The sequence below is a fragment of the Xanthomonas sp. NCPPB 3174 genome, from assembly GCF_056725205.1.
Genome location: NZ_CM161517.1, coordinates 434,286 through 448,521 on the forward strand (window position 1 = coordinate 434,286; position 14,236 = coordinate 448,521).

General features: G+C 70.8%; 8 protein-coding genes. 7 read left to right on the forward strand and 1 reads right to left on the reverse strand.

All coding sequences use genetic code 11. From position 1 onward, the window contains the following. Positions 1–183: 183 nt before the first annotated feature. Genes AC1PK7_RS02045 through AC1PK7_RS02060 form a run of 4 tightly spaced genes read left to right on the forward strand, consistent with a single transcriptional unit; the run spans position 184 to position 5,306 of the window. Positions 184–1,695 carry a right-handed parallel beta-helix repeat-containing protein gene (locus AC1PK7_RS02045; RefSeq protein WP_481099701.1) on the forward strand — a complete coding sequence of 504 codons (1,512 nt, stop codon included), beginning with the start codon at positions 184–186 and terminating at the stop codon, positions 1,693–1,695. Continuing rightward, positions 1,692–3,020, forward strand: a complete 1,329-nt coding sequence (locus AC1PK7_RS02050) for a carbohydrate porin (RefSeq protein ID WP_481099702.1) — start codon at positions 1,692–1,694, stop codon at positions 3,018–3,020. Before AC1PK7_RS02045 ends, AC1PK7_RS02050 begins: the two co-directional genes overlap by 4 nt. A 36-nt stretch (positions 3,021–3,056) precedes the next feature. Beyond that, positions 3,057–3,950, forward strand: a complete 894-nt coding sequence (gene aroD, locus AC1PK7_RS02055) for a type I 3-dehydroquinate dehydratase (protein ID WP_481099703.1) — start codon at positions 3,057–3,059, stop codon at positions 3,948–3,950. Positions 3,951–3,998: 48 nt separating this feature from the next. Then, positions 3,999–5,306 carry an MFS transporter gene (locus tag AC1PK7_RS02060; protein ID WP_481099704.1) on the forward strand — a complete coding sequence of 436 codons (1,308 nt, stop codon included), beginning with the start codon at positions 3,999–4,001 and terminating at the stop codon, positions 5,304–5,306. Between the two features lie 199 nt (positions 5,307–5,505). On the opposite strand, the gene AC1PK7_RS02065 is transcribed toward AC1PK7_RS02060, so the two are convergent. After that, the gene (locus AC1PK7_RS02065) at positions 5,506–7,935 is read right to left on the reverse strand and encodes a membrane-bound PQQ-dependent dehydrogenase, glucose/quinate/shikimate family (protein WP_481099705.1); all 2,430 of its coding nucleotides are present in this window, start codon (positions 7,933–7,935) and stop codon (positions 5,506–5,508) included. Between the two features lie 298 nt (positions 7,936–8,233). On the opposite strand from AC1PK7_RS02065, the gene AC1PK7_RS02070 reads away from it, so the two are divergent. Genes AC1PK7_RS02070 through AC1PK7_RS02080 form a run of 3 tightly spaced genes read left to right on the forward strand, consistent with a single transcriptional unit; the run spans position 8,234 to position 14,008 of the window. After that, positions 8,234–9,424, forward strand: coding sequence for an efflux RND transporter periplasmic adaptor subunit (locus AC1PK7_RS02070; RefSeq protein WP_029561938.1), 1,191 nt, complete (start codon positions 8,234–8,236; stop codon positions 9,422–9,424). A gap of 10 nt (positions 9,425–9,434) precedes the next feature. After that, entirely contained in the window at positions 9,435–12,563 is a 3,129-nt protein-coding gene (locus tag AC1PK7_RS02075) for a multidrug efflux RND transporter permease subunit (RefSeq protein ID WP_481099706.1), read from the forward strand. Then, a complete protein-coding gene (locus AC1PK7_RS02080) occupies positions 12,560–14,008 on the forward strand; it encodes an efflux transporter outer membrane subunit (RefSeq protein ID WP_481099707.1) in 1,449 nt (482 codons plus the stop codon). The genes AC1PK7_RS02075 and AC1PK7_RS02080 overlap by 4 nt, the downstream gene beginning before the upstream one ends. Positions 14,009–14,236: the final 228 nt, after the last annotated feature.

The window sequence follows — 14,236 nt, forward strand, 5'->3', positions numbered from 1 at the left end:
GCGGTCGGCAGTGCCGATTGTGCGATAAACGCACCGCGAATCGATATTCGCACTTGAATGGTGCAGTGCGATAAAACTAGCGTTGCCGCTGTCCCGGCGCCTGGCAGCGCGCGACGCGTGCGCCGCTGGCGGCCGCGGCGCCGCCCGCCGCCGGCGCGGTCCCGATTCTGTTGGAGATGGTGCATGTCCTGTGCGTTTTCCCGCGGCCTGGCCCTATTGGCGGCGGCCCTGCTTCCCGGTGCCGTGCGCGCCTACCAGGCCGAGCCGGCGCCGCCGGAGCGCAGCGTGCTCACCGTGGACCGCTACGCCGACGACGATGCCCCGGGATCGCTGCGCTGGGCGATCACCACCGCCAACCAGGCGCCCGGCCGTTACCGCATCGAGATCGCCGCAGTAGGCGCGCCGCCGTACGTGATCCGCCCGCGCGCGCCGCTGCCGGCGCTGCAGGGGCCGCTGCAGGTGGTGGGCCTTGCGCGGGCGCACGATGGCCAGTACATCGCCATCGACGGCGCCGGCTACATCCACGGCAAGGGCACCGCCGCCTGCCCGGGTGCGGAGAAGGGCCAGTTCGGCACCAACGTGCGCAGCACCACGCTGCCGGGCCTGGTGCTGCGCGACACCCGGGGCGTGGAACTGAGCGGCCTGGAGATCCGCAACTTCTGCATCGGCGTGCTGCTCAACCGCGCCAGCGACAATGTGCTGCGCGACAACCGCATCGTCGCCAACCACGGCGGCGCCGGGGTGATGCTGACCGGCGACGACGGCAGCGGCCAGTCCACCGCCACCACCACGGTGCGCAACCGCATCGAGCGCAACACCTTCCTCGACAACGGCGACGGCCTGGAACTGACCCGCGGCGCGGCCTGGAACCTGGTGGCCGACAACGTGTTCCGCTCCACCGACGCCAACCCCGAGCCCTCGCAGGGCATCGAGATCCTGTGGGGCAACGACAACACCGTGCTGCGCAACCGCTTCGAGCGCTACTCCGACGGGTTGCAGATCAATTGGGGCAACCGCAACACCATCGCCGACAACGACTTCGCCGGCAATTCGATCGGGGTCAGCGTCACCGGCCGCGACAACCTGATCGAGGGCAACCGCCTGACCGGCAACGGCATCGGCATCGCGGTGCGCCCGCAGCCGCGCAGCGAAGCCAACCGGTTCAGCGCCAACCTGCTGTCCGGCAACGGCCTGAAGATCGAACGCTGTTTCGCCGGCGGCGCCTGCGTGCCGGGCCAGCCGCGCGGCGCCATCGTGTTCGGCGTGCCGGGCCTGGAGCACGCGCCCTTCGTCGGTTCGCGCGGCATCGGCGTCGATCCGGACCCGCGCAAGCGCGCGGCGATCTGCGGCGCCTCCGCGGCGGACGGCTGCCAGCCTGCGCCGAACTTCGGCCAGGCCGCCCCGCAGTTGCGTGCGATCGAGCGCGGCGCCGGCGTGCCGCAGGTGCAGGGCAGCTTCGTCGGCCGTCCCGGCCATCTGTACACGGTGGAGCTGTTCGGCAATCGCAATCGCGGCGAAGACGAAGCCGAACGCTATCTCGGCCGCGTCGAGGCGGCGGTGGATGCGCAGGGGCAGGGCCGCTTCGCGCTGCCGCTGGAGGGCGACGGCGCGGCGCTGGCCACGCTCACCGCCACCGTCACCAGCGACGACGGCGCGACCTCGCCGCTCAGCGCGCCGCTGGCGGTGGCGCCGTGAGCCGCGTCGTCTCCGCCGGCGCGCGTGCGCCGCGCCGCCTGCCGCCGTTGCCGGCCTGGTCTTTGCTGGCCGTGGCCATCGCCCTCGTCCCGGCGGTCGCCGCCGCGCAGGACGCCGCCGACCTGGCGCACAGCACCTTCAGCGGCGACTGGGGCGGCACGCGCAGCGACTGGCTGCGGCGCGGCGTCAGCGTGCGCGGCGACTACGTCGGCGAAGCCATGGGCCTGGTCGACGGCGGCCGCGGCGAGCGCGGCGCGCGTTACGCGCAGCAGGTCCGGCTGGGCGTGGACCTGGACCTGGCGAAACTGGCCGGCTGGGACGGCGGCACGCTGCACGTGACCGTCAACGACCGCCGCGGCCGCAGCACCTCGGCCGATCTGCTCGGCAACCGCTTCCCGATCCAGGAGGCCTACGGCGGCCAGTTCACCCGGCTGACCGAACTGAGCTACGACCGCCGCTTCAACGACGGGCGCAGCTACATCAAGGCCGGCTTCTATGCGATGGGCAACCAGTTCGGCGCGCACACGCTGCTGACCAACTTCGTCAACGCCGCGTTCTGCGCACATCCGCTGGCGATGTCCGGCAACAGCGGCTGGTACAACTATCCGAACGCGCGCTGGGGCGCGGAGGTGGCGCAGCAACTGACGCCGGCGGCGAACCTGCGGGTCGGCTGGTTCCAGGTCAACCCCAGCACCAACAACAACGTGCACACCGCCTTCGACCTGACCGCGCGCGGCACCACCGGCTCGCTGTTCCCCGTCGAATTCACCTGGACGCCGGGTGCCGGCGGCGCCTATCCGGGCACCTACAAGTTCGGCGGCTACTACGACTCCTCGCGGGTGCCGCGCAAGGGCCTGGACCCGCGCGCCACCACCGGCCGCGACGGCGCCTACCTGCTGGTGGAACAGAAGCTGTATTCGCCCGGCGGCGAGCGCGGTCGCGGCCTCACCGGCTTCGCCCAGTACATGGTGTCCGACCATGCCACCGCGCAGATCACCCGTTGGTACGCGCTGGGCGGCGTCTACCAGGGCATCGGCCGGCGCAGCCAGGACCGCATCGCCCTGGGCTACGTCGGCGCCGACATCAACCACCGCCTGCTCGACGCGCGGAGGGCGGCGCTGCTCGATGCCGGCGTGCCGCCGGAGGCGCCGGTGTTCGCGCTCGATACCGCCGAGGAACTCTACGAACTGTCCTACAGCGCGCAGCTGACGCCATGGCTGATGCTGCGGCCGGACGTGCAGTACATCGTCAACCCCGGCACCTTCGCCTATGCGCGTACCGACAACGCGCTGGCGGTGGGGCTGCAGGTCAAGCTCACCTTCTGAGCGCGCGCTGCGCGCCTCCTGCCCAGGCCGATCCCGATGCCCTTGTTCCCACGACGACTGACCTTCCTGTGCTGCGCCGGCCTGCTGCTGGCGTCGCCGCTGCAGGCCGCACCCGCAGCGACTCCCGCCGCGCCATCCGCAGCCGCGCCGCTGCCGCCGCCGCGCGTGCTGCAGATCCGCGGGCTCGCCATCGGTGCCGGCCTGCCCAAGATCATCGTGCCGATCACCGCGCACGATGCCGGGGAGGCGCTGGCGCAGGCGCAGCGCATCGCCGCCTCGCCCGATGCGGACCTGGCCGAGTGGCGCATCGACCTGATGGACGGGGCCACCGACGCGGCCGCGCTGGCGGCCCTGGGGCCGCGCCTGGCGCAGGCACTGCACGGCAAGCCGCTGCTGCTGACCTTCCGCACCAAGGCCGAGGGCGGTGCGGTGGCGATCGACGATGCCGCCTACGGCGCGCTGTACGCGCGCCTGCTGGAGGCGCGCTTCGCCGACCTGCTCGACGTGGAGATGTTCCGCGACCCGGCGGTGCTGCGGCAGGTGGTCGAGCGCGCGCATCGGCAGGGCGTGTACGTGGTGATGTCCAGCCACGATTTCCACGCCACCCCGCCGGTGGCGGAGATCGTGGCGCGGCTGCAGCGGCAGCAGGCGCTGGGCGCCGACGTGCTGAAGATCGCGGTGATGCCGCGCGATCCCGGCGACGTGCTGCACCTGCTCGACGCCACCTGGCAGATGCGCCAGCGCAGCGGGCAGCCGCTGCTGACCATGGCGATGGGGCCGCTGGGCGCGGTGTCGCGGCTGTCCGGCGGCACCTTCGGGCAGAGCCTGACCTTCGGCATGCTCGGCAGCGCCTCGGCGCCGGGGCAGATCGACGCGGCGCGCCTGCGCCAGGCGCTCGACGCCTTGCACGCGGCTGCGCCCGCCAAGTGACGCCGCATCGCCGCGGTTCTCGTTCGCCGTTCCAGCAGGAGTGACCCCATGAGCCATGCCGCCGCCCCGCCCACCGCGCTCGTCCTGGACCGCATGAGCGGTTTCCAGTGGACGGCCATCGCGGTCTGCGTGCTGTTGAACATGCTGGACGGCTTCGACGTGATGGTGATGGCCTTCATCGCCCCGCACGTGTCGGAGGCCTGGCACCTGTCCGGCAAGCTGCTGGGGATCGCGCTCAGCGCCGGGCTGGTGGGCATGGCGCTGGGCTCGCTGCTGCTGGCGCCGCTGGCCGACCGCTGGGGCCGGCGCAACATGATCCTGTGCTGCCTGGTGATCCTGACCGTCGGCATGGCTGCCTCGGCGCTGGCGCAGAACATCTGGCAACTGGCCGCGCTGCGCGTGTTCACCGGCATCGGCATCGGCGGCATGCTTGCCGGCGTCGGTGTGATCACCGCCGAATACGCCAGTCCGAAGTGGCGCAGCACCGCGGTGGCGCTGCAGGCCACCGGCTATCCCATCGGCGCCACGCTGGGCGGGTTGATCGCCGCGATGCTGCTGGAACGCTGGGGCTGGCATGCGGCCTTCCTGTTCGGCGCACTCGCCTCGCTGCTGTGCATCCCGGTGGTGTTGGCGCTGCTGCCGGAGTCGCTGGATTTCCTGCTCAGCCGGCGCCCGCCGGATGCGCTGGCGCGGCTCAACGCGCTGCTGACGCGCATGCGCGCACCGACCCTGGATGCCCTGCCGCCGCGCCCGCCGGTGCAGGAGAAGGCCGGCTACGCGGCGCTGTTCACCCCGCACCTGCGCCGCAACAGTGTGCTGATCGCGTTGGGTTTCTTCATGCACATGTTCGCCTTCTATTTCGTGCTGAGCTGGACGCCGAAACTGCTGGTGCAAGCCGGGCTGTCGGCCGAGCAGGGTGTCACCGGCGGCGTGCTGCTGAACCTGGGCGGCATCGTCGGCGGCGCGTTGTTCGGCGGTCTGGCCGCACGCTTTTTGCTGCCGCGGTTGACCGCGGCCAGCTTCCTGATCGCCGCACTGGGAATGGCGGCGTTCGCCACGCTCGGCACGCAGTTGCAGCTGGCCTTCCCCGTGGCCTTCGTGATCGGTGCGGCGCTGTTCGGCTCGATGGCCGGCCTGTATGCGGTAGCGCCGATCGTGTTCGCGCCCACCGTGCGCACCACCGGCCTGGGCTGGGCGATCGGCATCGGCCGCGTCGGCGCGATCCTCTCGCCGATGACCGTCGGCGTGCTGGTCGACGCCGGCTGGCAGCCGGCCAACCTGTACTACGTGCTGGCGTTGCCGCTGCTGGTGGCCATTGCCGCGGTGCTGACGATGCGGCTGCAGCCGGCGCGGTGAGGGCAGTCGGCGCGGGGCGGGTCTGTTCCTGGCTTCGAGGACAACGCGCTTTGCGGCGCGGCCTGTCCTGCGTCACCCGATCGGCGCCGTGCCCCTGTGTCGGCCAACATGCGGCGCCTCGGTCGAGGCGCTGTGAGGTCTCACGAACGCGGGTCCATCCATTGCCACCGCACGCAGGTGGCAATGGCGTGCCGTTTTCCTACTTGGCGTTCGGCAAGGCGTAGGCGATCACGTAGTCGCCGCGGTCCGGCGACTGCCGCGCGCCGCCGGCGGTGATCACGATGTATTGCTTGCCGGTCTTGGTCGACACGTAGGTCATCGGCCCGCCCTGGCTGCCCACCGGCAGCCGTGCCTTCCACAGTTCCTTGCCGGTGCCGCTGTCGAAGGCACGCAGGTAGTAGTCCTGGGTGCCGGCGATGAACACCAGGCCGCTCTGCGTGGCCAGGGTGCCGCCCAGCGTCGGCATGCCGACCGGGATCGGGAGGTGCATCTTGAACCCGAGCGGGCCGGTGTCCTGCACGGTGCCCACCGGCACCTGCCAGGCGATGCGGCGGGTCTTCAGGTCGATCGCGCTGAGCGTGCCGAACGGCGGCGCCTGGCAGGGGATGCCCAGCGCCGACAGGAAGCGGTTCTTGTTGACCGCGTACGGCGTGCCCTTCAGCGGCACCGCGCCCATGCCGGTGTTGACCGCCTCGCCGCCGCTGGAGGCGGCGGCCTTCTGCGCCTTCTGCGGAATCATCTGCACCCACAGCCCCAGGCGCATGTCGTTGGCGAACACCACGTCGTGCACCGGGTCGACCGACAACCCGCCCCAGTTCATGCCGCCCAGCGAGCCGGGGAAGCTCAGCGACACGTCGGTGCCGGGCGCGGTGTACAGGCCCTCGTAGCGCATCTTCTTGAAGGCGATGCGGCACAGCATCTGGTCCAGCAGGGTGGCGCCCCACATGTCCGCTTCGGTCAGGTGCTTGGTGCCGATCTGCGGCATGCCCACCGACAGCGGCTGGGTCAGCGCATACGGTTCGTGCGGGATGTCGGCGGCCTTCACCGGCACCTCGCGGACCTCGGTCAGCGGTGTGCCGGTGGCGCGGTCGAGCACGTACAGCTGGCCGGCCTTGGTGCCGATGATCAGCGCCGGCACCTTGCGGCCGTCGGCCATCGGGAAGTCGATCAGGCTCGGCTGCATCGGCAGGTCGAAGTCCCACAGATCGTTGTGCACGGTCTGGTAGACCCACTTGACCTGGCCGGTGCTCGCGTCCAGCGCGGTGATCGAGGCGCCGAAGCGGTGATCCAGCGCGCTGCGCTCGGCACCGTACAGGTCGGTGGACGGGCTGCCCATCGGCAGGAACACCGTGTTGGACGCGGCGTCGTAGGACATCGGCGCCCACACGTTCGGCGTGCTGCGCACGTAGGTCTTGCCCGCGGCCGGCGGCTGCGTGTCCTGCGGGTTGCCCGGGTCGAAGGCCCAGCGCTGCGCACCGGTGATCACGTCGAAGCCGCGGATCACGCCGCCGGGCATGTCGGCCTGGACGTTGTCGGCGACGCGGCCGCCCACCACCACCGTGGTCCCGGCCACAGTCGGCGCCGAGGTCAACTGGTAGAACGGATCGGGTGCGGCGCCGAGGCCGGCCTTCAGGTCGACCTGGCCGTTCTGGCCGAAGCCGCTGCAGAACGCGCCGGTGTCCGCATCCAGCGCGATCAGCCGCGCATCGATGGTGTTGGTCAGCACGCGGCGCCGGCAGTTGGCGCCGGCCGGCAGCACCGCCGCCGCCACCGGCGAGGCATTGGCGGCGCTGGGCTGGGCCAGCGCCGCGTCGGCATCGAAGTAGGCCAGGCCGCGGCAGCGCTGCCAGACCGAGGACTGCGCGTTGATCTCGCGCTTCCACAGCTGCCGGCCACTGCTGGCGTCCAGCGCGATGACGTTGTTGTGCGGCGTGCACACATACAGCGTCTCGCCGATCTGCAGCGGGGTGGTCTGGTCCTCGGCGCCGTTGCCGTCGCTGAGGGCGATGTCGCCGGTGCGGTAGGTCCAGGCCACCTGCAACTGGTCGACGTTGCCGCGGCCGATCTGGTCCAGCGCGGCGAAACGGCTGCCGCCGGCGGTGTTGCCGTAGTGGCTCCAGTCGCGCTGCGCCTGCGCCGGGGTCACCGGCACCGGTGCCGGGCCGGGGCCGCTGGCGGCCACCGGCGGATGCGGCACGAACATGCCGGCCAGGCCGCCGGCGCAGGCCAGCGCCAGCACCGCCGCCAGCGCATAGGCGCCGCGGCCGCCGCGCAGGCCGCGGGCACGGCGCAGGCTCGGGTAGACCAGGGCGACCAGCAGCGCCAGCACCGCCGGCATCATCAGCCGCGACACCAGCGGCCAGAACGCCAGGCCCGCATCCCAGGACGCCCAGGCCACGCTCAGCACGAAGGCCAGCGCGTACAGCCAGGCACCGGCGGGGCGCCGGCGCAGCAGCAGCACGGCAGAGACTACGCAGGCCGCGCCCATCGCCAGGAAGTAGAGGCTGCCGCCGAGCGTGGCCAGACGGATGCCGCCGACCAGCAGCGCCAGTCCGATCAGCGCCAGCAGCAGGCCGACGCTCCACAGCACGATCCGGCCGCCGGCCGACACATCCGATTGGGTTTGCACGTTTTCGATCCTCTGCAGGGGAGACGCACGGCGTCCGCGAAGGGCCACGAGCGTGGCGAAGGCGGGGCGTGCGCACGATGACACGCCGCGGCAGGAAAGCGCGTCGGCACGTTGGGCGATTATCGCATTTGTGTTCGGTAATAGAACGAATGGCGGCGCCCGCCGACGCGACGCTGCGTGCCGGTTTCCGACGTTTCTCCGACCTTGGTGAAGCCCGTACAACGCACTGTTACAGGGATGGTGCGATGCGACACATCCGTGGAGTAGCGTTGCGCGTTTCTTCCCAGCCGCACTCCCCATGTCCGACCTCTTCCAGGCGCCTCGTCGTCCCGTTCGCTGTGCCGTATTGCTGGCCATTGCCGTGGCCGGAGGCTGCTCCGGCGACAAGCCGGCGGCCGCGCCACCGCCGCGGGTGGGGGTGCTGACCCTGGGCGCGCGAACGCTGCCGGTGGAGCGCACCCTGGCCGGACGCACCGTGGCCTACGAGACCGCCGACGTGCGCCCGCAGGTCGGCGGGCTGCTGCGCCAGCGCCTGTTCCAGGAGGGCCAGGAGGTCAAGGCCGGGCAGGCGCTGTACGTGATCGATCCGGCGCCGTACCAGGCCGCCTACGACATCGCCCGCGGCAACCTGGTGCAGGCCGAGGCGGCCCTGGCCAGCGCGCGGCCCAAGGCCGAGCGCACCCGCAGCCTCACCGACATGGACGCGGCCAGCAAGCAGGACGCCGACGACGCGGTGTCCGCGCTGCGCCAGGACGAGGCGGCGGTGGTCGCGGCCAAGGCGGCGTTGCAGGCGGCGCGCATCAACCTCGACTACACCCGCATCACCGCGCCGATCTCCGGCACCATCGGCACCTCCGCCTACACCGTCGGCGCGCTGCTCACCGCCGCGCAGGACGCGGCGCTGACCACCATCCAGCGCCTGGATCCGATCTACCTGGACGTCACCCAGTCCAGCACGCAGATGCTGGCGCTGCGCCGCCAGCTCGACGCCGGGCAGATCCACGCCATCGACGGCAAGGCACAGGTGCAGGTGCGGCTGGAGGACGGCAGCACCTACCCGCACGCCGGCACCCTCGAATTCGTCGGCACCCAGGTCAACGCCGGCACCGGCAACGTCACCTTGCGCGCGGTGGTGCCCAATCCCGAACACCTGCTGCTGCCGGGCATGTACCTGCGCGCGGTGCTGCCGATGGCCACCGACCAGGGCGCGGTGCTGGTGCCGCAGCAGGCGGTGACCCGCGACAGCAAGGGCGAGCCGGTGGTGAAGCTGCTGGATGCGCACGACAAGGTGGTGGAGCGGCACATTCGCACCGGCGAGGCCATCGGCCACGACTGGCTGGTGGAGTCCGGGCTCAAGCCGGGCGAGCGCCTGATCGTGGTCAACGGCAGCCGTGCCGAACTCGGCAAGCCGGCGCAGCCGTATCCGGTCACCGCCGCCCAGCTCGATGCCGCGCCGGCGCTGCCGGGCGACGACGCCCAGGCCGACTGAGGACCCCCGCATGTCGCGCTTCTTCGTCAACCACCCGGTGGTGGCCTGGGTCATGGCCATCGTCATCGTCCTGATCGGCATGCTGGCCATCCATGGGCTGCCGGTCGAACGCTATCCGCACATGGCGCCGCCCACCATCACCGTGCGCGCCAGCTACACCGGCGCCTCGGCGCAGACGGTGGAAAACACCGTCACCCAGCTGATCGAGCAGTCGCAGCAGAGCCTGGACCACCTGCTGTACATGACCTCCACCAGCGCCTCGGACGGCACCGCGCAGGTCAACCTGGTGTTCGAGACCGGCACCAACGCCGACACCGCGCAGGTGCAGGTGCAGAACCAGTTGCAGTCGGTGATGTCGGTGTTGCCGCAGGCGGTGCAGCAGAACGGCCTGGTCATCACCAAGTCCAGCGGCTCGCTGTTCGAGGTGGTGGCGTTCACCTCCGACGACGGCAGCATGGACAACTTCGATGTCGCCAACTACATGGAATCGAACATCGACGACCAGATCAGCCGCGTCAGCGGCGTCGGCAACATCCAGCCGATGGGCTCGGAATACGCCATGCGCATCTGGCTGGACCCGGAGAAGCTGCGCAAGTACGCGCTGATGCCCTCGGACGTGGAGAACGCGCTGCAGTCGCAGAACACCGACGTGTCGGCCGGCGAGATCGGCGGCCAGCCGGCGCTGCGCGGGCAGCGCCTGGACGCCACCGTGACCACCCGCAGCCGCCTGCAGACCCCGGCGCAGTTCGGCGCGATCGTGCTCAAGAGCGATGCCAGCGGCGCGGCCGTGCACCTGTCGGACGTGGCCAGGATCGGCCTGGGCCCGGAGACCTACGACAGCATCACCCGCTTCAACGGCAAGCCCTCTGCCTCGCTGGGCATCGAGCTCAATTCCGACGCCAACGCGGTGGAAACCTCCAAGGCCATCGACCAGCGCCTGCAGGAACTCAAGCAGTACTGGCCGCATGGCTTCAACTACCACATCGCCTTCAGCACCACGCCGTTCGTCACCACCTCGATCAAGGAGGTGGTCATCACCCTGGTCGAGGCGGTGCTGCTGGTGGTGGCGGTGATGTACCTGTTCCTGCAGAACTGGCGCGCCACGCTGATCCCGACCATCGCCGTGCCGGTGGTGCTGATGGGCACCTTCGGCGTGCTCGCTGCGTTCGGCTACTCGATCAACACCCTGACCATGTTCGCGATGGTGCTGGCGATCGGCCTGCTGGTCGACGACGCCATCGTGGTGGTGGAGAACGTGGAGCGGGTGATGGGCCAGGAAGGCCTGCCGCCGAAGGAAGCCACGCTGCGCTCGATGCAGCAGATCGGCGGCGCGCTGGTCGGCATCGTGCTGGTGCTGACCGCGGTGTTCGTGCCGATGGCGTTCTTCAACGGCGTCACCGGCGTGATCTACCGGCAGTTCTCGATCACCATCGCCGCCTCGATGATCCTGTCGGTGCTGGTGGCGATGACCCTGACCCCGGCGCTGTGCGTGACCATCCTCAAGCCGCTGCACCAGGGCGAGGCGCCGATCGGCTCGCACGGGCGCCTGGGCTGGTTCTTCATCTGGTTCAACACCCGCTTCCGGCACCTGTCCGAGCGCTACCGCACGCTGGTCGAGCGGGTGCTGGGCAAGCGCGCGCTGGGCCTGGTCGCCTATGCGCTGCTGATCGCGGTCACCGGCCTGCTGCTGTGGCGCCTGCCCGGCGCGTTCCTGCCCGACGAGGACGAAGGCATGCTCAACGTGCTGGTCAAGCTGCCGGCCGGCTCCACCCTGGAGCAGACCCTGGCGGTGACCGACCGGCTGACCAAGGCCGCGCTGAAGGATCCGGGCGTGCGCTCGGTGCTGTCCTCGGCCGGCTTCAGCGTCACCGGCGCCGGCCAGAACGTCGGCATGGCCTTCGTGCGGCTGAAGGACTGGGACGACCGCGACGACGATGCCGCGACCATCGCCGACCATCTGAACAAGGCGCTGGCCGACGTGCCCGACGCGGAACTGTTCGTGACCTCGCCGCCGGCGATCACCGGCCTGGGCGACGCCTCCGGTTTCACCTTCGAACTGATGGACTACGAAGGCGCCGGCCATGCCGCCCTGGTCGCCGCGCGCGACAAGCTGCTGTGGCTGGCCCAGCACGATCCCAAGCTGATGAACGTGCGCTACGCCAGCCTGGAAGACGCACCGGTGTACGCGGTCAAGATCGACGACGCCAAGGCGCAGGCGCTGGGCGTGGACCCGGGCGACATCAACGCCACGCTCAACAGCGCGCTCGGCGGCGACTTCGTCAACAACTTCATCTACAAGGGCCGCATCAAGAAGGTCTACGTGCAGGGCGATGCCGACGCACGCATGGCGCCGCAGGACCTGGACCGCTGGACCGTGCGCAATAGCGGCGGCGACATGGTGCCGATGTCCGCGTTCACCCGCTCGCACTGGACCAGCGCGCCGGCGGCGCTGGAACGCTACAACGGCGTGTCGGCGATGGAACTGACCGGCCAGGCGGTGCCCGGGGTCAGCTCCGGCGCGGCGATGGATGCGATGGCCGAACTGAGCAAGCAACTGCCGCACGGCTTCGGCTACGCGTGGTCGGACATGGCCTACCAGGAAAAGCTGTCGGCCAACCAGGCGCCGGCGCTGTACGCGATCTCGCTGCTGTTCGTGTTCCTGTGCCTGGTGGCGCTGTACGAGAGCTGGTCGATCCCGTTCGCGGTGATGCTGGCGGTGCCGGTGGGCGTGTTCGGTGCGGTGCTGCTGATGACCTTGCGCGGCCTGGAGAACGACGTCTACTTCCAGGTCGGCCTGCTGACCACGGTGGGCCTGGCGGCGAAGAACGGCATCCTCATCGTCGAGTTCGCGCGCGACCTCGAGCACCGCGGCGAAAGCCTGCTCGCCGCGACCCTGCACGCAGTGCAGATGCGCCTGCGGCCGATCCTGATGACCTCGCTGGCGTTCCTGCTCGGCGTGCTGCCGCTGGTGTTCAGCAAGGGCGCCGGCTCGGCCGCGCGCCACTCGCTGGGCACCGGCGTCACCGGCGGCACCCTGGCCTCGATCACCCTGGGCTTGTTCTTCGTGCCGCTGTTCTACGTGATCGTGCGCCGCCTGTTCCCTGGACCGGCGGTCGCCAAGTCGGAGGCGCAGGCATGAGCGCGATCTCTCGGATGAGCGTGGCGGTGGCCACGTTGCTGGCCCTGTCCGGCTGCACCCTGGCGCCGACCTACGTGCGCCCGGCGGCGCCGGTGCCGGCGGACTTGGCGGCGGTCGACGCGGCACCCGCCGCGGGCACCGCCACCGATACGCTGGCGATGCCGGACTGGCAGCAGGTGTTCCTGGATCCGCGGCTGCGCCAGACCATCGCGCTGGCCTTGCAGAACAACCGCGACCTGCGCGTGGCGGTGCTGTCCATCGACAAGGCGCGTGCGCAGTACCGAATCCAGCGCGCCGCGCAGTTGCCCTCGTTCGATGCCAACGCCAGCATGAGCCGCGGCCGCAGCAGCGCCGCCAGCAACGACGACGGCGTCTCCCAGGTCAGCACCAGCGACACCCTGCAGGTGGGGCTGAGCAGCTGGCAGCTGGATCTGTTCGGGCAACTGCGCAGTCTCAAGCAGGAAGCCCTGCAGAACTGGCTGTCCAGTGCGGAAAACCAGCGTAACGTGCGCCTGACCCTGGTCGCCCAGGTCGCCGCGGCGTGGCTGACCGTGGGCGCCGACCAGGCGCAACTGGATCTGGCGCAGCAGACCCTGGACAGCCAGGCGCAGACCCTGCAACTGACCGAACGCCGCCACAGCATCGGCAGCGCGTCCGGGCTGGATCTGGCGCAGCAGCAGACCAGCGTGGAGTCGGCGCGCGTGGCCGTCGCCAGCGCCGCCACCCAGCTGGCGCAGGCGCGCGATGCGCTGCAATTGCTGGTCGGCGCGCCGGTGGAGGCGGCGCTGCTGCCCACCGCGCAGGCGATGCAGGACAGCGTGGCGCTGGCGCCGCTGCCGGCGCACCTGTCCTCGACGGTGTTGCTGCAGCGTCCGGACGTGCTCGCCGCCGAGCACAGCCTGCAGGCGGCCAATGCCGACATCGGCGCCGCGCGCGCGGCGTTCTTCCCGTCGCTGAGCCTCACCGCGTCCACCGGGCGCAGCAGCGATGCATTGTCCACGCTATTCTCCGCCGGCAGCCGCACCTGGTCGTTCGTGCCCAGCATCACCGCGCCGATCTTCCACGCGGGCGCGCTGAAGGCCTCGCTGGACGCCTCCAAGCTCGGCAAGGACATCGCCGTGGCGCAGTACGAGAAGGCGATCCAGTCGGCCTTCGCCGAAGTGGCCGACGCCCTGGCCACGCGCGACCACCTGCAGGCGCAGCTGACCGCGCAGCAGGCCCTGGTCGACGCCAGCCAGCGCAGCTACACCCTGGCCGAGGCGCGCTACCGCGCCGGCCTGGACGGCCACCTGCCGGTGCTGGATGCGCAGCGTTCGCTGTTCGCCGCGCAACAGGCGCTGATCGCACTGCGCCTGCAGGACGCCAGCAACCGCGTCACCCTGTACCAGGTGCTCGGCGGCGGCGCCGACGCCCAGGCCCAGGCTCAGGCCGCTACCGCGCCCTGAACCGCGATCGAGGCAGGCCCCAGGGCGGGCCTGCGGCGAGCGCGAAGCAGGCCTGTGCGAGCCTGAGCGAGCAGGAGCGTCGCCACGCACGACGCTTCTCTTGTGGGAGGGACTTCAGTCCCGACGCGACGGCAATCGAACGCCTATCCAACCCCATACACCCAGGCAACGCCGCGCGCGCCCTCGCCGCACACAACACGACAGCCCTGCGCCACCGTCTCGATAGCT